The organism is Plantactinospora solaniradicis (assembly GCF_042658085.1).
GTDB classification, from domain to species: domain Bacteria; phylum Actinomycetota; class Actinomycetes; order Mycobacteriales; family Micromonosporaceae; genus Plantactinospora; species Plantactinospora solaniradicis.
The window spans coordinates 50,062-70,614 of the sequence record NZ_JBHSPR010000010.1 but is presented as its reverse complement, the minus strand read 5'-3'; the positions used below and the strand labels follow the sequence as shown (position 1 = coordinate 70,614).

Here is a 20,553-nt window from a genome sequence, read left to right as displayed (position 1 = left end):
GCTTTTTGTAGATGAAGGGGCCCTTCTTTACACCTCAGCCGCGGGCGTAGCGCAGCAGCAGCGAGTCCTCTGCGGTGAGTACGTGCCGTAGCGCCATGCCCTGCGGCGAGGTCGTCGGGCCGGCGGTGATCCGTCCGGCGCCCGGCCCGGTGATCAGCGGTGCCACCGTCAGACACATCTCGTCGACCAGATCGGCCGCGGTGAGCGAGCCGAACAGGTGCGGTCCGCCCTCGCAGAGCAGTTGCCGGTGGCCACGGCGGTGCAGTTCGGCCAGGCCGGCGGCCAGGTCGACCCGTTCGGTGCCGACCCGGACCAGGTCGGCGACGTCGGCGAGCCCGGCCGGTGCGGTGGCGTGCTCGGAGGTGAGCACCACGGGCCGGACCGGCGCGTCGGCGAAGACCGCGGACTCCGGGTCGAGGTTCAACGCCAGGCTGGCCACGACCAGGGTCGGGTACGCGGCCAGCCCCTGTTCCTCACGCCACGCGCGTCGCCGCTCGTCGAGCCGGACCGCCCGGTAGCCCTCGTGGCGCAGGGTCCCGGCGCCGACCACGAGGGCGTCGCAGAGCATCCGCAGCAGGCCGAAGACCCGCTTGTCGGGCTTGCCGGAGAGTCCCTCGGAATGGCCCTCCAACTCCACCGCGCCGTCGACGCTGGCGACGAAGTTCATCCGCAGGCTGGGCCCCTGGTCGCGGGGATAGAGTGCGATCAGTGCCTCGTCGTCCAGCGCCGTCGCCATGGGAGCGGGCCAGAGGCGGGTTATTCCGACATTCCCGGTCATTCGCTGGCCGGACCGGTGACCGGAGGGACAGGTGCGGGGGTACGGTGCTGGCAGTCGCACCAGTTGCGGCCCCGGCAGTCGTCGTGCCTGCTGTCTCGGCACGCTCGGCAGATCATGCCGGTAAGCCTATGCCGAGAGGATGGGAGATGATGAGCCGCCAGATCTTCCAGCTCAAGGTGTCCCTTGCCGACGTCACGCCGCCGGTCTGGCGGCGGGTGCTGGTGCCGGGCGGTTACACCCTGGACCGGGTACACCGGCTGTTCCAGTGCGTGCTGGGCTGGCAGGACTGTCACCTGCACTCGTTCGACATCGACGGCTCCCAGTACGGCGAGCCGGATCCCGATGGGGAGTTGACGCTCCGGGACGAGTTGGACACCCGGCTGGACGCGGTGGCGACCAAGGGCGGCCGCTTCCTCTACACGTACGACTTCGGTGACTGGTGGGAGCACGAGGTCACCGTCGAGGACGTGTTCGGGGCCGACCCCGAGGAGCGGTACCCGCTCTGCTCCGCCGGCCAGGGGGCGTGCCCGCCCGAGGACGTGGGCGGTCCGTTCGGCTACCGCCAGTTCCTGGCCGCGTTGGCCGATCCGGGGCATCCCGAGCACGAGTCGATGCGCGGCTGGCTGGGTCGGCCCTTCGATCCGTCGATTTTCGACCCGGGCCGGGCGACCACCCTGGCGCGCCGGCTCAGCTGACGTCCGCCGCACCGCAGGTCCAGGTGAAGATCGCCTGAGCCCGTCGGCGTTCCGTGCCGACGCCGCCACTGTGGATCGACCGTACCGGAGGCCGTCGGCGCGACCGTGCGGCGTCGTACGGGCGCGGCGCGGTCGGGTTCGGGCAGGTTTTTTCCGCTCCCGCGCCAGCCGACGCGAGACCGAGTGGCGGCCCGCTCATTACCTCGGGGATAACGTCCGCTTTGCGGGTGAGTGACCCCGCGCGGTCGGTAACGAAATGGGAACGCTCCCACTCGACCATTGACACCTCGGAAACCCGCCGGCAATCTCATGGGAGCGCTCCCGGAGGTTTGTGGCCCAGGCCACAAACCCGCCGCCGCAGCGTCAGACGAATCCCACCGCACGGCACCGGGCCCGCTCTCCCATGCCGGTCGGCGGGCAGGGCATGCCGCACACGAGACACCGCAACACCCTGAGGAAGGCAAGGCACCAGCAGCACCGTCAGGCACACCAATCTCAGCCACCACAACACGAGTTACCCACCTGAGAGGGGTCAGGATGAGCGTCATCAGGCGCCGGCTCCGCACTGTCGCGGTCGCCGCGCTCGCCGCGGGCGTGGCTCTCGGCAGCACGGCGTGCAGTAAGAGCAACGACAATGAGGGGTCGACCGGCGAAGGAGGGGAGGTCAAGCTCGTCCTGCAGACCTTCCAGAACTTCGGCTACGACCAGGCCCTCAAGGACTTCGAGGCGGCCAACCCGAACATCAAGGTCGAGCACCAGAAGATGGGCGAGCTGCGGGACTTCCAGCCCAAGCTGGTGCAGTGGCTCGCGGCGGGCAGCGGTGCCGGCGACGTGGTCGGCCTGGAAGAGGGCGTGCTGCTGCAGTACGTGCAGAACCACGACAAGTTCGCCAACCTGCTGGAGCTCGGCGCCGACGAGCTGAAGAGCACCTTCCCGGAGTGGAAGTGGAACAACGCCCTGACCCCGGACGGCAAGAAGCTGATCGGGCTCGGGACCGACGTCGGCGGCCTCGCCATGTGCTACCGCAAGGACCTGTTCCAGGCGGCCGGTCTGCCGACCGACCGCGAAGAGGTGTCCAAGCGGATCACCACCTGGCAGGACTACATCGCGCTGGGCAAGGAGTTCAAGGCCAGCGGTAAGGCGAAGGCGGCCTGGCTGGACAGCGCGACGAGCCTGATGCAGCCGTACATCATGCAGAACTCGGAGACCTTCTTCTTCGACCGGGACAACAAGTTCATCGGCGAGACCAACCCGGTGATCAAGCAGACCTGGGACATGGGCCTGCAGATGGCGGCCGACGGCCTGACCGCCAAGGCGCAGCGCTGGAGCGGCGACTGGGACGCGGCGTTCAAGAACAACGCGTTCGCGACCCTGCCCTGCCCGGCCTGGATGACCGAGGGCGTCATCAAGCCGCGGTCCGGCCCGGCGAACGCCGGCAAGTGGGACATCGCCAAGATCCCCGGCGGTGGCGGCAACTGGGGTGGGTCCTACCTCGCGGTGCCGGCGCAGACCAAGCACCCGAAGGAGGCGTACCAGCTGGCGAAGTTCCTGACCAGCAAGGCGGGTCACCTGGCGGCGTTCAAGGAGGCCGGTGCGATGCCGTCCGACATCGCCGGCATCGAGGACCCGGCGTTCAAGGACCAGAAGAGCGAGTACTTCAGCGGCGCCCCCACCGGCCAGATCTTCGGCGAGAGCGTCAAGAACATGAAGCCGGTCTACCTGGGCCCGAAGCACCAGCAGCTCTGGGAGACCATCGTCGAGCCGCAGATGCAGGCGGCCGAGCGTGGACAGCTCAGTTCCGCTGCCGCCTGGAAGAAGGCGATGGACGAGGCCAAGAAGGCGACCAGCTGAGTCGTCGGTGACCTGTCGAGTCCACGGGCGACCCGTGCCCGTGGTCCGGCGGGGGCGCCCACACCCGCCCGGGTGGGGGCGCCGCCGCGAGGTCACCCGCCGCCCACACCCCGGAAGGACCTGCAATGAGTTCTGCTGTCGGCGCGGCACCACCACGGCACGCTGCCTCGCCATCCCCCTCCGAACCGGTGCACCGCCGGCGGTCGTACCGCCTCGGCCGCTGGGACATCAAGTACTCCCCATACCTCTACGTCGCCCCGTTCTTCGTCCTCTTCGGGATCTTCGGCCTCTTCCCGGTCCTCTACACGGTCTGGGTCTCGCTCTTCGAGTACGACCTGCTCAGCGACACCAAAGAGTTCGTCGGCATGGAGAACTACCGCGTCGTCCTGGGTGACGCCCAGTTCTGGAACGCGGCGTACAACACCGTCGGCATGTTCGTGGTCAGCACGGTGCCGCAGCTCGTCGTGGCGCTGATGATCGCCAACCTGCTCAACCGCCAGATGCGGGCCCGTACCCTGCTCCGGATGGGGATCGTCATCCCCAACATCACCTCGGTCGCCGCGGTCGGCATCATCTTCGCGCTGATCTTCGCCGACCGGTACGGCCTGGTGAACTGGGTGCTCGGCACCGTCGGCATCGATCCGATCGCCTGGCGGGACAACCGCTACGCGTCCTGGTTCGCGATCGCCACGATGGTCGACTGGCGGTGGACCGGCTACAACGCGTTGATCTATCTGGGCGCCATGCAGGCTATTCCCAAGGACCTGTACGAGTCGGCCGCCCTGGACGGCGCCTCCACCTGGCGGCAGTTCTGGAAGATCACCGTGCCGCTGATCCGGCCGACCATCCTCTTCACGATCATCATCTCGACCATCGGCGGTCTACAGCTCTTCACCGAGCCCCTGATGTACGGGTACGGGCTGATCCGTGGTGGCGCGTCGAACGAGTTCCAGACGCTGGCCATGTACATCTACGAGCGGACCTTCACCGGCAACTTCGAGTACGGGACGGGTGCGGCCATGTCCTGGCTGCTCTTCCTGATGATCATCATCTTCGCGCTGATCAACTTCGCGCTGGTCCGCCGCTCGGTCAAGGGGGAGCAGAAGTGACCACCATGCAGACCCTGCCCCGGTCGGTGACCCCGGCTGCGCCGCCCCGCCGCCGCCGGGCCCCCGGTGCCCGGCTCTGGGAGGCCAGCCCGCTGACCTACCTCGCGTTGATCATGGGCAGCGTGCTCTCGATCTTCCCGATCGTGTGGTCGTTCATCATCGCCTCCCGGGACAACGGCGCGGTGTACGAGATGCCGCCGACCCCGGGCGGTCAGCTCTTCAACAACATCGACCGGATGCTGGCCAACGAGGACGCCGCGTTCGTCTACGGCCTGGTCAACTCGGTCGTGGTGTCGAGTGTGGTCACCATCTCGGTGATCTTCTTCTCCACCCTGGCCGGCTTCGCCTTCGCGAAGCTCAAGTTCCGGGGCAGCAACGCACTCCTGCTCCTCATCATCCTGACCATGATGGTGCCGACCCAGCTCGGCATCATCCCGCTCTACCTGATGATGGTGGAGTTCGGCTGGACGGGCACCCTGCAGGCGGTGATCGTGCCGTTCCTCGTCCAGGGCTTCGGCGTGTTCATGATGCGCCAGTACGCGATGTCCGCGATCAGCGACGAGCTGATCGAGGCGGCCCGGCTCGACGGCTGCTCCACCTGGCGGGTCTACTGGAACGTGGTGCTCCCCGCGCTGCGGCCGGCGGCGGCGGTGCTGGGCCTGCTGATCTTCATGCAGACCTGGAACGAGTTCCTCTGGCCGTTCATCGTGCTCACCCCCGACACGCCGACCGTGCAGTACTCGTTGAAGATCCTTTCGTCCGGGCCGTACCAGACGGATTATGTAGCTCTGTTCGCCGGCACCGCGCTGGCGACCCTGCCGCTGCTGATCGTGTTCATCATTTTCGGCCGCCAGATCATCGGCGGCATCATGGAAGGCGCCGTCAAGTCGTGAGCAACCCCGCAAGCCCACAGTCCACGCAACTGCTCGAGGACGGCGCCGGGTCGACCTTCCCGTCCGGCTTCGTCTGGGGCGCGGCCACGGCGGCGTACCAGATCGAAGGTGCCGTGGCCGAGGGCGGCCGTACCCCCTCGATCTGGGACACGTTCAGCCACACCCCGGGCCGGGTCCTGCACGGGCACACCGGGGACGTCGCCTGCGACCACTACCACCGGTTCTCCGACGACGTGAAGCTGATGGCCGAGCTGGGGCTGAAGGCGTACCGGCTCTCGGTGGCGTGGCCCCGGATCCAGCCCGACGGGGTCGGTCCCGGCAACCAGGAGGGTCTGGACTTCTACCGTCGGCTGGTGGACGAGCTGCTGGAACACGACATCGAGCCCTGGATCACCCTCTACCACTGGGATCTGCCCCAGTCGATCGAGGACGCCGGTGGCTGGCCCGCCCGGGACACCGCGTTCCGGTTCGCCGAGTACGCCACCCTGACCCACGCCGCCCTCGGCGACCGGGTCCGGAACTGGATCACCCTCAACGAACCGTGGTGCTCGGCCTTCCTCGGCTACGGCTCCGGGGTGCACGCGCCCGGTCGTACCGTCCCGGCCGAGGCGGTCCGGTCGGCGCACCACCTGATGCTCGGGCACGGGCTGGCCACCCAGGCGATGCGGGCGGCCCGGCCGGACCACGAGGTCGGGGTGACCCTGAACCTGTACGCGGTCTCCCCCCAGACCGACTCGCCCGGCGACGCCGACGCGGCCCGCCGGATCGACGGGCTGGCCAACCGGTTCTTCCTGGACCCGATCCTGCGCGGCAGCTACCCGGCCGACGTGGTCTCCGACCTCGCGGCGGTGACCGACTTCGGCCACGTCCAGGACGGCGATCTCGACACCATCTCCACCCCGCTGTCGTTCCTCGGCATCAACTACTACAGCCGGCACGTGGTCGCCGCGCCGCTCGAAGGGGTGGCGCCGGAGCCGTACTGGCGGGCGCAGTCGTGCTGGCCGGGCAGCGAGCAGGTCCGGTTCGTCACCCGGGGTGTGCCGGTGACCGACATGAACTGGGAGATCGACGCCCCGGGCCTGGTGGAGGTCCTCCAGCTCGTCCACCGGGACTACCCGGAGCTGCCGCTCTACATCACCGAGAACGGGTCGGCGTTCGTCGACGAGCTGGTCGACGGCCAGGTCGACGACGGCGACCGGCTGGGCTACTTCGACGCACACCTGCGGGCCTGCCACACGGCGATCGCCTCCGGGGTGCCGTTGCGAGGCTATTTCGCCTGGTCGTTGCTTGACAACTACGAGTGGGCGTGGGGCTACACGAAGCGCTTCGGCATGGTCTACGTCGACTACGACAGCCAGCTTCGGATCCCCAAGGCGAGCGCCAGGTGGTACGCCGGCGTGATCCGACGTAACGGTTTGACCGCACAATAGGCGTGGTCAGCCAGTATTGGGGGTGCTCGGCACCGACCCGCCCCGGGTCGGTGCCGGGTGCCCGACGTCGGAGGGACAGACGATGACAACCCAGCGCACCCGCTCGCTCGGGCGGCCCACCCTGGATGCGGTCGCCGCCCGCGCCGGTGTGGGACGGGGCACCGTGTCCCGCGTCGTCAACGGATCACCCCAGGTGAGTCCGGAGGCCCGGGCCGCGGTGCAGCGCGCGATCGCCGAGTTGGGCTACGTGCCGAACCGGGCCGCCCGCGCGCTGGTGACCCAACGGACCGACTCGGTGGCCCTGGTGGTCTCCGAGTCGGAGGAACGCGTCTTCGGCGAGCCGTTCTTCGCCGGCATCGTCCGGGGGATCAGCTCCGCGCTGCTGGAGACCCCGATGCAACTGTGGCTGGCGATGGCGCAGTCCCCGGCCGAGCGGGAACGGGTCGAGCACCATCTCACCAACCAGCACGTGGACGGCGTACTTCTGCTCTCCCTGCACGATGCCGATCCGCTGCCGACGCTGCTGGAGCAGCGCGGGCTGCCGACCGTGCTCGGGGGTCGTCCGGCCCGGATGCTGGCCGACCCGGCCGGGGCGTACTTCGTCGACGTGGACAACGCCGGTGGCGCCCGGCAGGCGGTGGACTACCTGGTCGGCCAGGGCCGCAAGCGGGTGGCCACCATCGCCGGCCCGCAGGACATGGGCGTGGGCGTGGCCCGGCTGACCGGCTACCAGGACGCGGTCCGCAACAGCGGCGGGATGGTCAGCGACGCCCTGATCGCGTACGGCGACTTCAGCGAGAGCAGCGGCGCCGCGGCGATGCGGCGGTTGCTGGACAGCTGTCCCGATCTCGACGCGGTCTTCATCGCCTCCGACCTGATGGCCTGTGGCGCGCTGCGGGCGCTCCGCGAGGCTGGCCGGCGGGTGCCCGAGGACGTGGCGGTGGTGGGCTTCGAGGACGCCCCGATCGCCCGCCAGACCGAGCCGCCGCTGACCACGGTCTTCCAGCCGATGGAGGAGATGGGCCGACAGATGGCCCGGCTGCTGGTCTCGCGGATCCGGCGGGAGGAACGCGAGGTGCCGCACATCCTGCTCGACACCCATCTCGTGCACCGGACCTCCGCCTGACCCGCGGCCCGGAGGCGGGTCGGGCCGGCGCCGCCCGGAGGCCGGTCGGGCGGGCGCGGCCCGGCACCGTCAGGCGGGTGCCCACCGCCGCAGCTCGCGCCGGGCCAGCGCGGCCCGGTGCACCTCGTCCGGGCCGTCGGCCAGCCGGAGGGTACGGGCCTGGGCCCAGAGCGCGGCCAGCGGCGTGTCCTGACTGACCCCGGCCCCACCGTGTGCCTGGATCGCCTTGTCGATCACCCACTCGGCCATCGCCGGAGTCACGATCTTGATGGCCTGGATCTCGGTGTGCGCGCCCTTGTTGCCCACCGTGTCCATCAGCCAGGCGGTCTTCAGCACCAGCAGCCGGGCCTGCTCGATCCGGACCCGCGACTCGGCGATCCAGTCCTGCACCACACCCTGCTCGGCCAGTGGGCGGCCGAACGCGACCCGCCCGGCGACCCGCTCGCAGAGGAGTTCGAGGGCGCGTTCGGCCATCCCGATCAGCCGCATGCAGTGGTGGATCCGGCCGGGACCGAGCCGCGCCTGCGCGATCGCGAAGCCGTCGCCGGCCTCGCCGATCAGATGGTCCGCCGGCACCCGTACCTCGTCGAAGCTCACCTCGGCGTGCCCGCCGTGCGCGCCGTCGGTGTAGCCGAAGACCGTCAGGCCGCGCCGCACCGTCACGCCCGGGGTGTCCCGGGGCACCAGCACCATGCTCTGCTGCCGGTGCCGGGGCGCCTCCGGATCGGTCTTGCCCATCACGATGAAGATCCCGCAGCGCGGATCCATCGCACCGCTCGACCACCACTTGCGTCCGTTGATCACGTAGTCGTCGCCGTCGGCGACGATCCGGGTGGCGATGTTGGTCGCGTCCGAGGAGGCCACCTCGGGTTCGGTCATGCAGAACGCGGAACGCAGCTCGCCGTCGAGCAGCGGGCGCAGCCAGCGTTCCCGCTGGGCGGGGCTGCCGAACTCGGCCAGCAGCTCCATGTTGCCGGTGTCCGGGGCGGCGCAGTTGAGCGCCTCCGGCGCGAGGTGCGGGCTGCGTCCGGTCAGCTCGGCCAGCGGTGCGTACTGGAGGTTGGTCAGCCCGGCGCCGTAGTCGGAGTCCGGCAAGAAGAGATTCCACAGGCCACGTCGACGGGCCTCGGCCTTGAGCTCGTCGAGGACGGGTGGCCGGGTCCACGGGTCGGCCGGCGTCGACGGGTCGGCCGCCGCGGCGACCTGCTCCTCGTACACCGCCTCGGCCGGGTAGACGTGGTCGAGCAGGAAGTCGTGCAGCGCCTCGTGCAGTTCGGCGGTACGCGCGTCGAACCCGAAGTCCATCGCTACTCCTCGGCAGTTCAGCTTGGTGGCGGTGAACCGGGGTGTGGTCTCGCCCCGGCGGTGGGTCAACCCCGTCTGACCGCGGTCAGGCCGTGCTCGACCAGCGGGGCGACCAGGTCGCCGATCCGGTCGAATCCCTCGCCCACGGTCTGCCCGAGGGTGTGGCGGTAGTGGATGCCCTCGCAGATGACGGCGAGCTTGAAGCAGCCCAGGGCGACGTGCCAGTGCAGCGGGCCGACGTCGACGTCGCTGCGGCCGGCGTACCGGTCGATCAACTCGGCGCCGGACGGGAAGCCGGCGCGCGGCCCGAGCCCGTCCGCGACCGCGTTGCCGTCCGCCGCATCGGAGTCGCCCAGCACCTCCCAGTACGTCAGCAGCAGGCCGAGGTCGGCGAGCGGGTCGCCGAGGGTGGCCATCTCCCAGTCCAGCACCGCCCGGATCGTCACCGGTCCGGACGCCGGCCCGGGTGGGCAGTCGGCGATCAGGTTGTCGAGCCGGTAGTCGCCGTGCACGATCCGCCCCGCGTTGGCGCCCTCGGGGGTGGTCGCGGCCAGCCGCTCGCGCAGTTCGTCGATGCCGGGCAGCGCCCGGCTCCGGGAGCGGTCGAGCTGGCCACCCCAGCGGCGTACCTGCCGGCCGAGGAATCCCTCCGGCCGACCGAAGTCGGCCAACCCGACCGCCGCCGGATCGACGGTGTGCAGCGTGGCGAGCACGTCCATCATGACCAGCGCGAGTTCCCGGCGCTGGGCCGGTGCGAGCGGATCGGTCTGGGCGCGGCTCCGGAAGACCACCCCGGGTACCCGTTCCATCAGATAGAACGGCGCGCCGAGCACCGTCTCGTCGGCGCAGTGCAGCAGGGCAGCGGGCACCGGGACCTCGGTACCGGCCAGCGCGGAGATCACCCGGAACTCCCGGCCCATGTCGTGCGCGGTGGCCAGGACGTGCCCGAGCGGCGGCCGGCGCAGGACGAACTCCCGGTCCCCGCCGCGCACGAGATAGGTCAGATTCGACTTCCCACCGGCGATGAGCGCGGCCCGTGGCGGGCCAGCCAGCAGGTCGGGCCGGTGCTGGGCGAGGTACCCGACCAGGCGGTCGAGGTCGAGCCCGGACGGCGACCCGGAGGGCGGCTCCGGCCGGACGGCGGTGGCCGGCGGATCGGTCATCCGAACAGTTGATGGCATCTGGACCATCGGAGTCAAGTGGGGGACAGGCGGACTACAGTCGCTCGGGTACGCGACGCCTCCGCCGGACGCACGACTGCCGGCGGGTCCGGTCCAGGGGAGGATCCTTGGGAACGACGCCAGCCGCCGTGCCACCACCTCGGCTGGTACCGATGACCGACGAGGAGTACATGTCCCGCCGCGCGCTGATGATCGACATACACGCGCAGGGGGTTGCCGCGGCCACCGGGGTCTCGGCCGACGAGACCCGGCAGACCTCCGAGCGGCAGACCGACGAGTTGCTGCCGCAGGGCGTACAGACCCCGGGCATGCTGCTGTTCGTCGGCGTGGTCGCCGATCAGCCGGTCGGCTGGGTCTGGATCGGGCTGCCCCGGATGCCGGACCGGCCCGATACGGCCTGGGTCTACTACGTCGGGGTGGATCCCGGGCACCGCGCCAAGGGGTACGGCCGGGAACTGCTGCTCGCCGCCGAGCGGGAGCTGACCGGGCGCGGCGTGCGCCGGCTGGCGCTGAACGTGCACGGGCACAATACGGTGGCGATCGGCCTCTACCAGAGCCTCGGCTTCGAGGTCACGGCTCAGCAGATGGCGAAGCCGCTGCCGGCGGCGTAGCCCGGCGGTCCCGCCGTCGGCCCTCGCCTCCTTCCTCCGGGTGACATCAGCACACTGCGTGTGCAGGCCAAACACGGGTTGTTGCGGTAGGGACATGCTGCGGCAACAGGGGCGAAATGGTCATCGGGCACCCTGGTCTACAGCTCGCCGGCGGTACGCGCGCCGGTCCGCCGACGGAGGGACGGACATGTTGCTGAGGGTTCGGGTGACCCTGCCGGATCGACCCGGAACGCTCGGTCAGGTCGCTCGCACGTTGGGCGTCGCGGGGGCCGACATCGTTCAGGTGGTGGTTTTGGAGCGGTTGGGCGGCCGAGCCGTGGACGACTTCACGGTCGTCTGGCCCGGCGCGGCCCGGGTCGACCGGCTCTGCGCCGGACTCGGCGCGATCCCCGGCGTACGGGTCAACGGGATGTGGCGGGCGATCGGCGCGCCGAGCGGCGGAGGGCAGGACGCGGAACTGCTGGCCCAGATCGCGGCGAACCCGGCCGACGGGCTCGCCACCCTGGTCGACGCGATGCCGAACCTGCTGGCCGCCGAGTGGGCCGCGGCGGCCGTCGTACCGGCGGACTGGGCGGTCCGCACCGGGACGGGCGGCGGGGCGGTACGCGGCAGTGGCGCGCCCGCGGTGGCGTACGCGAGCTGGCGGGCGCCGACCCCGCTGGTACTGCCCGAGGTGACGCCGTTGCGGGCCCGGGCGATGGACGGCCCGGCGGGTGTCCACTACGCGGTCGCGCCGTTCGGGCGGGCCGGGCTGGTGCTGATGCTGACCCGGGTGGATGCCGACGGCCTGTCGGCGGCCGGGTTCCACGTCACCGAGGTGGACCGGATCGCGCAGTTGGTCCGGGCCGCCGCGACGATTCTCGGTGACCGGCTGGACCTGGTCAGCGCGCCGCCGCCGGACACCACAGTCGCCACGGCCGGATCGATGGCGACGGCTGCGGCCGGGTCGACGGTGATCTCCGCGGCCGGATCGACGGTGACCACCACGGCCGCGCAGTCGGCGACCACCGTGACGGGACCGACGACGCCGTCGGCAACCGTGACGATGTCGACGGCGAACCCGGCGGCGGCGCTGACCGCCCCGGAAACGACACGTACCGCACCGACGGCGACGCACACCACACCGTCGGCGTCGGCAACCGGGACCGCGGGGCCGGCGGTGATGACCTCCGGGGCGGCCGTGGCGCCGCTGCGTGTCCCGGCCGTGCCGACCCCGGCGATCATGGCACGTCACCGCTGAGCAACCGGCGGGAAACAGGCAGCGGGCAGGCTGGACTCGGGAAGGAGTTCACATGACGCTATGGCGGATCAGGGCGACGGTGGCGGACCGGCCGGGATTCCTCTCCGTACTCACCGCGAGCCTCGCGTTGCGCGGGGTCAACATCCTCACCGTGCAGGTGCACACCACCGAGGCGGGCGCGGTCGACGACTTCCTGGTTGACGCGCCGGCCGAGCTGACCGCAGCGGACCTGGTCGCGGCGGTGGAGCGGGGACGGGGACGGAACTGCTGGGTGGCCCGCAGCGAGGCGCAGGGCCTGGCCGACCAGCCGACCCGGGCACTCGGCCTGGCCAGCCGGCTGGTACGCGACCCGGATGCGCTGGGGGCGACGCTGCGTACGCTGCTCAGCGCCGACTCGGTCACCTGGCGACCGCACCCCGGCCAGGACGGTCCGGGGCACGGTGCCGGGACGATGCGGCTGCCCGACCCGGACGGCGGATCCTTCGAGGTGCTCCGGTCGGCGCCGACCTTCACCCCCGCCGAGTACGCCCGCGCCCAGGCGCTGGTGGACCTGGCCGGTGCCGTGGCGCGGCAGGCGGCCGACCGGGTGACCCTGGTGCTGCCCGACGGCGCCGAACTGGCGGTACGTCCGGCGGCTCCCGACGACCTCCCCGCGCTCCGGGCGATGCAGGAGCGCTGCTCGCAGCGGACCCTGCACCGGCGCTACCCGGCCGGGTCCGCGCCGGGCACCGCGCGGTTGCGGCGGCTGGTCGCCCCGGCGCGTGGAGTGACCCTGCTGGCGGTGACGGGCGGCTCGGACGGCCTGTCGGAGCAGGTGGTGGCGGTGGCGAACCTGGTGGCCGAGGGGGCGGTCGCCGAGGTCGGGCTGCTGGTCGAGGACGGCTGGCAACGACGGGGCGTCGGTGGCGCGTTGCTGCGCCGACTGGTCGCACACGCCACCCGGGCCGGGTACGCGGCGCTGCTGGCGCATGTTCCGGCCGACAACGTGGGAATGCTCCGCATCCTGGACCGGCTGTACCGGCCGGGTTCGGTCGACCGTGACGAGAACCTGCTGACCATGACCGTGCCGCTCACCCAGCGGCGGGCCGAGCCCGTGCCGGCCGACAAGACTCCCGCCGTCGCGCAGGTGTAGCGGAGCGGGGTACGACCCTGCGGCGCCGGTCCTGGTTCAGGGCCGGGCCGCGGGAACCGCCTGATTGGGGCGAGTTGAGGGGTCCCTCCGGTAGGACGGCCGGAGGGGCCCCTTTCCATGCCGTCCGGCGGCCCCGTCAGGTCGTCAGGTCGTCAGGTCGTTCAGGTCGTCGGGTAGCTGCTGTAGTCGGGGAAGTTGCCGTACAGCCGCCGGGTCGAGCCGCCGACGGTGACCGCCTGCACCAGCAGGTCGCCGCCGACGAAGGCGCCCTTCCAGGAGGCGCCCCGGCCGCCGAACGGCTCGTCCCGGTCACCCCGGGACCGGGGCTTGTTGATGCCCACCTTGAACGCCTGGAGATCGACGGCGAGCTTGGCGGCCTCCTCCTCGTCGTCGCAGGCGAGGCTGGCGACCAGGGCACCGTTGCTGGCGTTCATCGCGGCCAGCAGTTCGTCCTGGGTGTCCACCACCACGATCGTGTCGACCGGTCCGAACGGCTCGGCGTGCATCAACCGGGACCGTCCGGGTGGGGCGAGCAGCACCGACGGGGCGACGTACGCGGAGGTGTCCTGGCCGTCGAGGAACGGTGCCCCGTCGAGTCGGCCCCGGTGCAGCGGTACGGCGCCGCCGCGGACCGCCTCGTCGACCTTGCGGCGCAACTCGTCGGCCTTGGCACCGCTGATCAACGGGCCGAAGTCGAGTTCGGGCAGCGGGTCGCCCTCGGTCCAGGCGTCGTCGACCGCCAGCGGGTGCCCGAAGCGTACCGAGCGGACCACCGGCAGGTACATGTCGAGGAACTGGTCGACCAGGTCCCGCTGCACCACGAAGCGCGGGTACGCGGTGCAGCGCTGCTTGCCGTACTCGAAGCCCTTCTTCAGGTGCTTGGCGAGGCTGTCCCACTGGGAGAACTCCCAGATGCCCCAGGCGTTCAGGCCCTCCTGCTCGATGAAGTGCCGCTTGTCGGAGTCGAGCAGCGCGGCGGCCACCTTGCCGCCGTTGGAGCGTCCGCCGACGAACGCCACCGCACCGATCTCGGCCGCCCGGACCAGCACCTCGGACAGTTCCTCGCCGCTGCCGGAGAGCAGCGTGGCGGGCAGCCCGGCGCGGCGCATCAACGCGTGCGCGACGGTGAGGCAGACCGCTCCGCCCTGCGACGGGGTCTTGGCGATCACCGCGTTGCCGGCGAGCAGCTGCACCAGTTCGGCGTGGACCAGGACGCTCATGGGGTAGTTCCAGCTTGCGATGTTGCTGACCGGTCCGGAGAGCGGCTCGCGGCCGTCGGCCAGCATCCGGTCGATCTCCTCGACGTACCACCGGACGCCGTCCAGGGCGCGGTCGACGTCGGCGCAGGCCAGTCGCCACGGCTTACCGATCTCCCAGACCAGCAGCAGGGCGAGCAGGTCGCGGTGCAGGGTCAACTCGTCGAGCGCGGACACGACCCGGGCCTTGCGGTCGGCGAGCGGCATGTCGGCCCAGTCGCGGTGCTCGGCGGCGGAGAACGCGACGGCGGCCCGGGCGGTCTCCGCGTCGAGCCGGGGCAGGTTCACCAGTACGGTGTTGTCGACCGGGGTGCGCACCGGGGCCGGGGTGCCCACCGACTGCCAGGCCCCCTCCACCAGATTGCGCAGGGTGATGGTGTCGCCGGTGCGGCCGGAGTGGACATCGAACGCCTCGGGGGTCGCCTCCACCGCGCGGGCCAGGGTCTCCTGCCAGGTGGTGCCGTCGGCAATGCGCAGTGCCATCGCTGTCTCCTTGGTTCGGCGGCCCGGTCCGGCGGGTGGTCGCAGGCAGGGCCGTTGAGCAGCGCGGCGGCGTCGGTGGCACCGCTGATCTGGGCGTACTGTCCCCCGGTGCGAGGACGGGCGGCAACCGTATGCCCGTATTCCAGGATGGGAAGCCCACCAGGTGGCGGCCGGGCGTGCCGTGCTGACCGGCCACTCAGGGGCGTTGAGCTGCGGCAACACTGCTTTCTGATCGACGTACTCGGATGATGTGAGTAGCATCAAAGGGTGGGAAAGGGCTTTCCTCTGGAAGTGGAGGCCTCCGCCCCCCGTCCGGGGGCGGTACGAGTGCCGCCGGTTTGGGTCCTTCACAAACCGGCAATGGCGCGGTTACATTGTTGCCTATCCATGGGAGCGCTCCCGGGGCTCCGATGGCCACCCGACCCGATCTTCCTGAACCAGCGCCCCACCGCCGTCGACCAGAGCCCTCAACCCCCGCCACCCGCGTCGTGCACCGCGCAGGGGGAGGGGCGGATGCGCCCACATCCGCCCCTCGTGTCCTCCGCTACGCGTCGCCGCGCGCGGCTCCACGGACAGGAGCAATTCTAGTGCGTGACCGCATGGCACCGGCCCGGCCGAACGGGCAACGTCCCCGGCCCGGTCCCCGGCCCAAACCAGGCGCCCGGCAACGCCTCGACGGCCGGCAACGACCCGACGGCCGGCAGCGGCCCGACCGCGGCCAGCGGCCGGGCCGCTGGTACCAGCGCATGGTGGCGGCCGGCGCCGCGGCACTGGCCGCCGCCGGCCTGGTCCTCACCGGCCCCGCCCCGGCGATCGGCGCCCCCGCCCCGGCGACCGACGCCCCCGCCCCGACGACCGGGAACGCCTCGGACGTCCTCGCGGCGGCGCCGCCCTACAACTACGGCGAGGCACTGCAGAAGTCCCTGTTCTTCTACGAGGCGCAGCAGTCCGGCGCGCTGCCCGACTGGAACCGGGTCTCCTGGCGCGGCGACTCGGCCCTCACCGACGGCTCCGACGTCCGGCTGGACCTCACCGGCGGCTGGTACGACGCCGGTGACCACGTCAAGTTCGGCTTTCCGATGGCGTTCAGCGCCACCATGCTGGCCTGGGGAGCGGTCGAGTACCGCAGCGGCTACCAGGCGTCCGGGCAGCTGACGCACCTGCTCAACAACCTGCGCTTCGTCAACGACTACTTCATCAAGGCGCACCCCTCGGCGAACGTGCTCTACGGACAGGTCGGCAAGGGCGACGACGACCACAAGTGGTGGGGACCGGCCGAGGTGCTGCCGATGGCGCGGCCGGCGTACAAGATCGATGCGAGCTGTGGTGGCGCGGACCTGGCCGGTGAGACGGCGGCGGCGATGGCCGCGTCCTCGATGGTGTTCCGCCCGACCGACCCGACCTACGCCGACCGGCTGCTCACGCACGCCCGCCAGCTCTACACCTTCGCCGACACCGTGCGCCGGGCCTACCACGAGTGCATCACCGACGTGACGAGCTTCTACCGGTCCTGGAGCGGCTACCAGGACGAACTGGTCTGGGGCGCGATCTGGCTGTACCGGGCCACCGGCGAGGCCAGCTACCTGGCCAAGGCGGAGAGCGAGTACGACAAGCTCGGCACCGAGCCGCAGCAGAGCACCCGGCTCTACAAGTGGACGGTCGCCTGGGACAACAAGCAGTTCGGCGCGTACGTCCTGCTGGCGAACCTGACCGGCAAGCAGAAGTACGTCGACGACGCCAACCGGTGGCTCGACTACTGGACCGTCGGGGTGAACGGGGAGAAGGTGCGCACCTCCCCCGGCGGGATGGCGGTGCTGGACACCTGGGGCGCCCTGCGGTACGCCGCCAACACCGCCTTCGCGGCGCTGGTCTACAGCGACAAGACAACGGACGCGACCCGGAAGACCCGCTACCACGACTTCGCGGTCCGGCAGATCAACTACGCGCTCGGCGACAACCCGCGCAACTCCAGCTACCAGATCGGGTTCGGCACGAACTCGCCGAAGAACCCGCACCACCGCACCGCGCACGGCTCCTGGTGGGACAGCCAGCAGGTGCCGGAGGCGACCCGGCACGTGCTCTACGGCGCTCTCGTCGGCGGCCCGTCGGCGCCGAACGACGCGTACACCGACAGCCGGGCCGACTACGTGATGAACGAGGTGGCGACCGACTACAACGCCGGCTTCACCTCCGCGCTGGCCCGGCTGCACACCGAGTACGGCGGTACGCCGCTGGCGAACTTCCCGCCGACCGAGTCGCCCGACATCGACGAGATCACCGTCGAGACCACGGTGATGCAGGCCGAGCCGAGGGCCACCGGAATCAAGGCGATCGTCTACAACAAGTCCGCCTTCCCGGCGCGGGCGCTGACCGACTCCTCGTTCCGGTACTACTTCCGGCGCGAGGGCACCAGCGCGATCCAGGTGACCAGCGGCTACACGCAGGGCTGCCCGGCGCCGACCACCGCCACCCAGCTCTCCGGTGACATCTGGTACGTCGAGGTCGACTGCGGTGGCTACACCATCGCCCCGGCCGGTCAGTCGGCGCACCGGATGGAGGTGCAGTTCAAGATCGGCGTACCCGAGGGCGGCACCTGGGATCCGACCAACGACCCGTCGTACCAGGCGACCGCCGGGCCCAACCCGAAGGTGGCGCTCTACGAGGGCGGCACGCTGATCTGGGGCGCCACGCCGGGACCGGCCACCCCGGACACCACCGCGCCGAGCGCGCCGGGCACGCCGACCGCCTCGGCGGTCACCGCTACCGGAGCCACGCTGAACTGGACGGCCGCCACCGACAACGTCGGGGTCGTCGGCTACGACGTGTACCGGGAGAACGGCGCGACCGACGTGCTGGTCGGCTCGCCGGCCGTCGCGTCGCTGGCGCTCACCGGCTTGTCCGCTGCCACCACGTACCAGTTCTACGTCGTGGCCCGGGACGCCGCCGGCAACCGGTCGGCCGGCTCCACACCGGTCACCGTCACCACCGGCAGCGGCGGCGGGGACACCACCGCACCGAGTACACCCACCAGCCTGACCGTCTCGGCGATCACCCCGACCGGGGCGACACTGGGCTGGACGGCGTCGACCGACAACGTCGGGGTGACCGGCTACCGGGTCTACCGGGAGGCCGGTGCCACCGACGCCCTGCTGGCCACGGTGGCCGGCACGTCGTACCCGGTCACCGCACTGACGTCCGGCACGACGTACCAGTTCTACGTGGTGGCGGTCGACGCCGCCGGCAACGTCTCGGCGGCCTCGACGCCGGTCTCGGTGACCACCAGCACCGTGCCGGCCAGCGGCTGCCAGATCGGGTACGCCACCAACGACTGGGGCACCGGCTTCAGCGGCACCATCACCATCACCAACACCGGCACGACCGCCGTGAACGGCTGGACCCTCGCGTTCGGCTTCGGCGCCGGACAGCGGATCACCCAGGCCTGGTCGGCCACGGTGACCCAGTCCGGCACGGCGGTGACCGCCACGAACCTGTCCTACAACGGCACCCTCGCCCCGGGAGCCTCGACGAGCTTCGGCTTCAACGGCTCCCACACCGGCAACAACCCGAGGCCGACGTCGTTCACGCTGAACGGCGCCGCCTGCGCGATCGGCTGATCCGTCCCTGAGCCGGTCCCCGCCGGGGCCGTCGGGCCGCACCCAGCAGGGCTGCCCGACGGCCCCGGTCTGTAAGGAAGGGCCCCTTCTTATCGCTTTTTGTAGAAGAAGGGCCCCTTCTTAACCTCCGATCGGCGTCGTGTGTGGTTGGTGGGACTGGTCGTGGGCCTTGTCGAGCCAGTCGAGATACCAGCGGGCGAAGCCGACCCGGTCGCCCCGGGCGTCGGTGAGCGGCTTGAGGCCGCCGTCGTCGGCGGTGTCGTCGGCCCACATCGCGCCCCGCTCCGGGCCGCTCACCACCAGCAGATGCCGGTACGCGCAGCCGAGGTGGGACAGATAGATCGTGCCCACGGTGTGCCGCGGGTCGTACGCCACCTTGTCGTGTGTCTCCCAGTAGGCGTCCTCGGCCGCGTTGAACTCCTCGGTCGAGGCGTAGTCGTCCTCGTCCGGAGGATCGGGCAGGCCCTCGGCCGGATTGAAGAACTCGGTGTACGGGAACGGCTCGCCGAGCGTCGCCGGATCGGTCAGGTCCGCGCCGTCGCCCTCCCACCGCCAGCGGCCGTCGACCCGGCGCAGCGGAAAGAGCCCGTACGCCGGCCCCGCGCCGCCCGAGCTCACCTCGAGGAGAAACGACCGGTACTCCTCGGGCAGTTGAACGCCGACCTGCTCCTCCAACTCCGTGAGCTCGTCGGGACTCAGCGGCGGTTCGAGGAGGAAGTGGTGGCTGTTGGCGCCGAACACGGACCCCTCGGGTCGGTCGGCCAGCTCGGCGACCCGGTCGCGTACGCCGGACCAGTCGATGCTTGTCATGCGCGGCACCATAACCGGCCGGTCCCTGATCGGCATCCGGGCGGGACGGGTCAGAGCCCGCGTTGCTCGGCCATCCGCTCCACCGCGTCCTTCGCATCGCGCAGGCTCTCCCCGGTCGCCTGCCGGTACGCCTTGATGGCGTGGATCTTCTTGCCGTTCTGCAAATGGCGCAGCACTTCCGGCAGAGCCGGCTCGGGTTCCACGATCCCGAGGTGGTCGACGACCAGTTGCAGCTTGCGCTCGATCCGGGCCAACCGGACGGAGGTATCCCGCTGACGCCTGGCGGCCGACGACGATTCGGCCAGCAGGATGAGCAGTGCGGGAAGGCCGACGATGAGAAACGCCCACGAGTCCATGGGGAGTATTGAAGCAGCAAACCGTCAGGTCAACGGGCGTCCAGGGTTTCGACGCCGAGGTGTTCGACGCGGAGGTGTTCGACGCCGGGCGGAGTCAGGAGCAGTCGACGATGGCCCCGGGGCGGCCGTCCGCCGGAAGTTGGAACACGGTGATCTCGTCCACTCCGGAGAGCTTCCGCACCGGCGCCAGCGCCCCGCAGTCGAACGTCTTCCCGGTGCTCCGGAGCCGGAACGACTCGGGCATCGACCCGGGCTGGGCGCTGTTCAACAGATCGGGTTGGTCCTTGTACTGCTCCTTGAACTTCTCCCAGGTCTCCTCGCGGCTCTGCAACCGGATACCGTCCACCGGCCGCAGCGCGGCCAGCGCCGCCTCGATCGTACTTTTCTGCTCGGCGGTGACGTCGAGGTCCAGGATCACGCCCACCTCGTACCGCTGCTCCGGCTGTCCGACCTGGACGACGACCAGCAGCACCGTCGTGGCGATGGCCGCCCCCACGAGCATCGCGGCTGCGGCGACGGCCGCCAGCACCGCCCAGTACCGCCCGGGAACGGACCGAGCCGGTGGGGAGTCGGCGGCCGACGGGGTAGCCGTCGGAGGCGCAGGCGCTGGGTCGGACATGTTCACCATTTCACCATTCTCACCCACCGATGCCGATGGGTGCAGGAGCAGTGGACCGCGCCCG

General features: G+C 70.9%; 16 protein-coding genes and 1 pseudogene. 10 read left to right on the top strand and 7 right to left on the bottom strand.

Going from position 1 to position 20,553, the window contains the following annotated elements; all coding sequences use genetic code 11:
- Positions 1-34 precede the first annotated feature (34 nt).
- Positions 35-778 (bottom strand): pyrimidine reductase family protein, encoded by a 744-nt coding sequence (locus ACFP2T_RS12720; RefSeq protein WP_377421055.1) that lies wholly within the window; start codon positions 776-778, stop codon positions 35-37.
- Positions 779-927: 149 nt separating this feature from the next.
- Here ACFP2T_RS12720 and ACFP2T_RS12715 point away from each other — a divergent pair, with 149 nt between their 5' ends.
- The 6 genes from ACFP2T_RS12715 (at position 928) to ACFP2T_RS12690 (ending at position 7,882) form a co-directional block, all read left to right on the top strand.
- A complete protein-coding gene (locus ACFP2T_RS12715; protein WP_377422759.1) occupies positions 928-1,473 on the top strand; it encodes a plasmid pRiA4b ORF-3 family protein in 546 nt (181 codons plus the stop codon).
- Between the two features lie 537 nt (positions 1,474-2,010).
- Positions 2,011-3,324 (top strand): extracellular solute-binding protein, encoded by a 1,314-nt coding sequence (locus ACFP2T_RS12710; protein ID WP_377421053.1) that lies wholly within the window; start codon positions 2,011-2,013, stop codon positions 3,322-3,324.
- A gap of 125 nt (positions 3,325-3,449) precedes the next feature.
- Positions 3,450-4,433, top strand: coding sequence for a carbohydrate ABC transporter permease (locus ACFP2T_RS12705; protein WP_377421051.1), 984 nt, complete (start codon positions 3,450-3,452; stop codon positions 4,431-4,433).
- A gap of 5 nt (positions 4,434-4,438) precedes the next feature.
- On the top strand, positions 4,439-5,326 hold the full coding sequence (locus ACFP2T_RS12700) for a carbohydrate ABC transporter permease (protein WP_377422755.1): 888 nt from the start codon (positions 4,439-4,441) through the stop codon (positions 5,324-5,326).
- Positions 5,323-6,756, top strand: coding sequence for a GH1 family beta-glucosidase (locus ACFP2T_RS12695; RefSeq protein WP_377421049.1), 1,434 nt, complete (start codon positions 5,323-5,325; stop codon positions 6,754-6,756). The genes ACFP2T_RS12700 and ACFP2T_RS12695 overlap by 4 nt, the downstream gene beginning before the upstream one ends.
- Positions 6,757-6,838: 82 nt before the next feature.
- A complete protein-coding gene (locus ACFP2T_RS12690; protein ID WP_377421047.1) occupies positions 6,839-7,882 on the top strand; it encodes a LacI family DNA-binding transcriptional regulator in 1,044 nt (347 codons plus the stop codon).
- Between the two features lie 69 nt (positions 7,883-7,951).
- Here ACFP2T_RS12690 and ACFP2T_RS12685 read toward each other — a convergent pair whose 3' ends face one another.
- Both ACFP2T_RS12685 and ACFP2T_RS12680 read right to left on the bottom strand, forming a co-directional pair.
- The gene (locus ACFP2T_RS12685; RefSeq protein WP_377421045.1) at positions 7,952-9,187 is read right to left on the bottom strand and encodes an acyl-CoA dehydrogenase family protein; all 1,236 of its coding nucleotides are present in this window, start codon (positions 9,185-9,187) and stop codon (positions 7,952-7,954) included.
- A 65-nt stretch (positions 9,188-9,252) separates the two neighbouring features.
- Positions 9,253-10,350 carry a phosphotransferase family protein gene (locus ACFP2T_RS12680; protein WP_377421043.1) on the bottom strand — a complete coding sequence of 366 codons (1,098 nt, stop codon included), beginning with the start codon at positions 10,348-10,350 and terminating at the stop codon, positions 9,253-9,255.
- 170 nt (positions 10,351-10,520) lie between these two features.
- On the opposite strand from ACFP2T_RS12680, the gene ACFP2T_RS12675 reads away from it, so the two are divergent.
- The 3 genes and pseudogenes from ACFP2T_RS12675 to ACFP2T_RS12665 all read left to right on the top strand — a co-directional run bounded on the left by ACFP2T_RS12675 (position 10,521) and on the right by ACFP2T_RS12665 (position 13,351).
- Positions 10,521-10,979: a GNAT family N-acetyltransferase gene (locus ACFP2T_RS12675; RefSeq protein WP_377421041.1), complete on the top strand. Its 459-nt coding sequence runs from the start codon at positions 10,521-10,523 to the stop codon at positions 10,977-10,979.
- A gap of 187 nt (positions 10,980-11,166) precedes the next feature.
- Positions 11,167-11,874, top strand: a pseudogene (locus tag ACFP2T_RS12670) (ACT domain-containing protein); the annotation flags it as partial.
- 397 nt (positions 11,875-12,271) lie between these two features.
- Positions 12,272-13,351, top strand: a complete 1,080-nt coding sequence (locus ACFP2T_RS12665) for a GNAT family N-acetyltransferase (RefSeq protein WP_377421039.1) — start codon at positions 12,272-12,274, stop codon at positions 13,349-13,351.
- 161 nt (positions 13,352-13,512) lie between these two features.
- On the opposite strand, the gene ACFP2T_RS12660 is transcribed toward ACFP2T_RS12665, so the two are convergent.
- Entirely contained in the window at positions 13,513-15,090 is a 1,578-nt protein-coding gene (locus ACFP2T_RS12660) for an aldehyde dehydrogenase family protein (protein WP_377421037.1), read from the bottom strand.
- A 599-nt stretch (positions 15,091-15,689) separates the two neighbouring features.
- On the opposite strand from ACFP2T_RS12660, the gene ACFP2T_RS12655 reads away from it, so the two are divergent.
- Positions 15,690-18,704: a glycoside hydrolase family 9 protein gene (locus tag ACFP2T_RS12655; protein ID WP_377422753.1), complete on the top strand. Its 3,015-nt coding sequence runs from the start codon at positions 15,690-15,692 to the stop codon at positions 18,702-18,704.
- Between the two features lie 120 nt (positions 18,705-18,824).
- On the opposite strand, the gene ACFP2T_RS12650 is transcribed toward ACFP2T_RS12655, so the two are convergent.
- From ACFP2T_RS12650 to ACFP2T_RS12640, 3 genes are all read right to left on the bottom strand, one after another.
- On the bottom strand, positions 18,825-19,514 hold the full coding sequence (locus ACFP2T_RS12650; RefSeq protein WP_377421035.1) for an SMI1/KNR4 family protein: 690 nt from the start codon (positions 19,512-19,514) through the stop codon (positions 18,825-18,827).
- Between the two features lie 50 nt (positions 19,515-19,564).
- Positions 19,565-19,870, bottom strand: a complete 306-nt coding sequence (locus ACFP2T_RS12645) for a hypothetical protein (protein WP_377421033.1) — start codon at positions 19,868-19,870, stop codon at positions 19,565-19,567.
- Between the two features lie 94 nt (positions 19,871-19,964).
- Positions 19,965-20,489: a permease-like cell division protein FtsX gene (locus ACFP2T_RS12640; RefSeq protein WP_377421032.1), complete on the bottom strand. Its 525-nt coding sequence runs from the start codon at positions 20,487-20,489 to the stop codon at positions 19,965-19,967.
- Between the last annotated feature and the right edge of the window lie 64 nt (positions 20,490-20,553).

What these genes read in the sequence shown, in the direction of transcription:
- ACFP2T_RS12655 (WP_377422753.1), top strand. Translation starts at nt 15,690, where the DNA reads ATGGCACCGGCCCGGCCGAACGGGCAACGTCCCCGGCCCGGTCCCCGG.
- ACFP2T_RS12665 (WP_377421039.1), top strand. Translation starts at nt 12,272, where the DNA reads ATGACGCTATGGCGGATCAGGGCGACGGTGGCGGACCGGCCGGGATTC.
- ACFP2T_RS12705 (WP_377421051.1), top strand. Translation starts at nt 3,450, where the DNA reads ATGAGTTCTGCTGTCGGCGCGGCACCACCACGGCACGCTGCCTCGCCA.
- ACFP2T_RS12710 (WP_377421053.1), top strand. Translation starts at nt 2,011, where the DNA reads ATGAGCGTCATCAGGCGCCGGCTCCGCACTGTCGCGGTCGCCGCGCTC.
- ACFP2T_RS12720 (WP_377421055.1), bottom strand. Translation starts at nt 778, where the DNA reads ATGACCGGGAATGTCGGAATAACCCGCCTCTGGCCCGCTCCCATGGCG.
- ACFP2T_RS12640 (WP_377421032.1), bottom strand. Translation starts at nt 20,489, where the DNA reads ATGTCCGACCCAGCGCCTGCGCCTCCGACGGCTACCCCGTCGGCCGCC.
- ACFP2T_RS12685 (WP_377421045.1), bottom strand. Translation starts at nt 9,187, where the DNA reads ATGGACTTCGGGTTCGACGCGCGTACCGCCGAACTGCACGAGGCGCTG.
- ACFP2T_RS12680 (WP_377421043.1), bottom strand. Translation starts at nt 10,350, where the DNA reads ATGACCGATCCGCCGGCCACCGCCGTCCGGCCGGAGCCGCCCTCCGGG.
- ACFP2T_RS12645 (WP_377421033.1), bottom strand. Translation starts at nt 19,870, where the DNA reads ATGGACTCGTGGGCGTTTCTCATCGTCGGCCTTCCCGCACTGCTCATC.
- ACFP2T_RS12715 (WP_377422759.1), top strand. Translation starts at nt 928, where the DNA reads ATGAGCCGCCAGATCTTCCAGCTCAAGGTGTCCCTTGCCGACGTCACG.
- ACFP2T_RS12650 (WP_377421035.1), bottom strand. Translation starts at nt 19,514, where the DNA reads ATGACAAGCATCGACTGGTCCGGCGTACGCGACCGGGTCGCCGAGCTG.
- ACFP2T_RS12690 (WP_377421047.1), top strand. Translation starts at nt 6,839, where the DNA reads ATGACAACCCAGCGCACCCGCTCGCTCGGGCGGCCCACCCTGGATGCG.
- ACFP2T_RS12675 (WP_377421041.1), top strand. Translation starts at nt 10,521, where the DNA reads ATGACCGACGAGGAGTACATGTCCCGCCGCGCGCTGATGATCGACATA.
- ACFP2T_RS12700 (WP_377422755.1), top strand. Translation starts at nt 4,439, where the DNA reads ATGCAGACCCTGCCCCGGTCGGTGACCCCGGCTGCGCCGCCCCGCCGC.
- ACFP2T_RS12660 (WP_377421037.1), bottom strand. Translation starts at nt 15,090, where the DNA reads ATGGCACTGCGCATTGCCGACGGCACCACCTGGCAGGAGACCCTGGCC.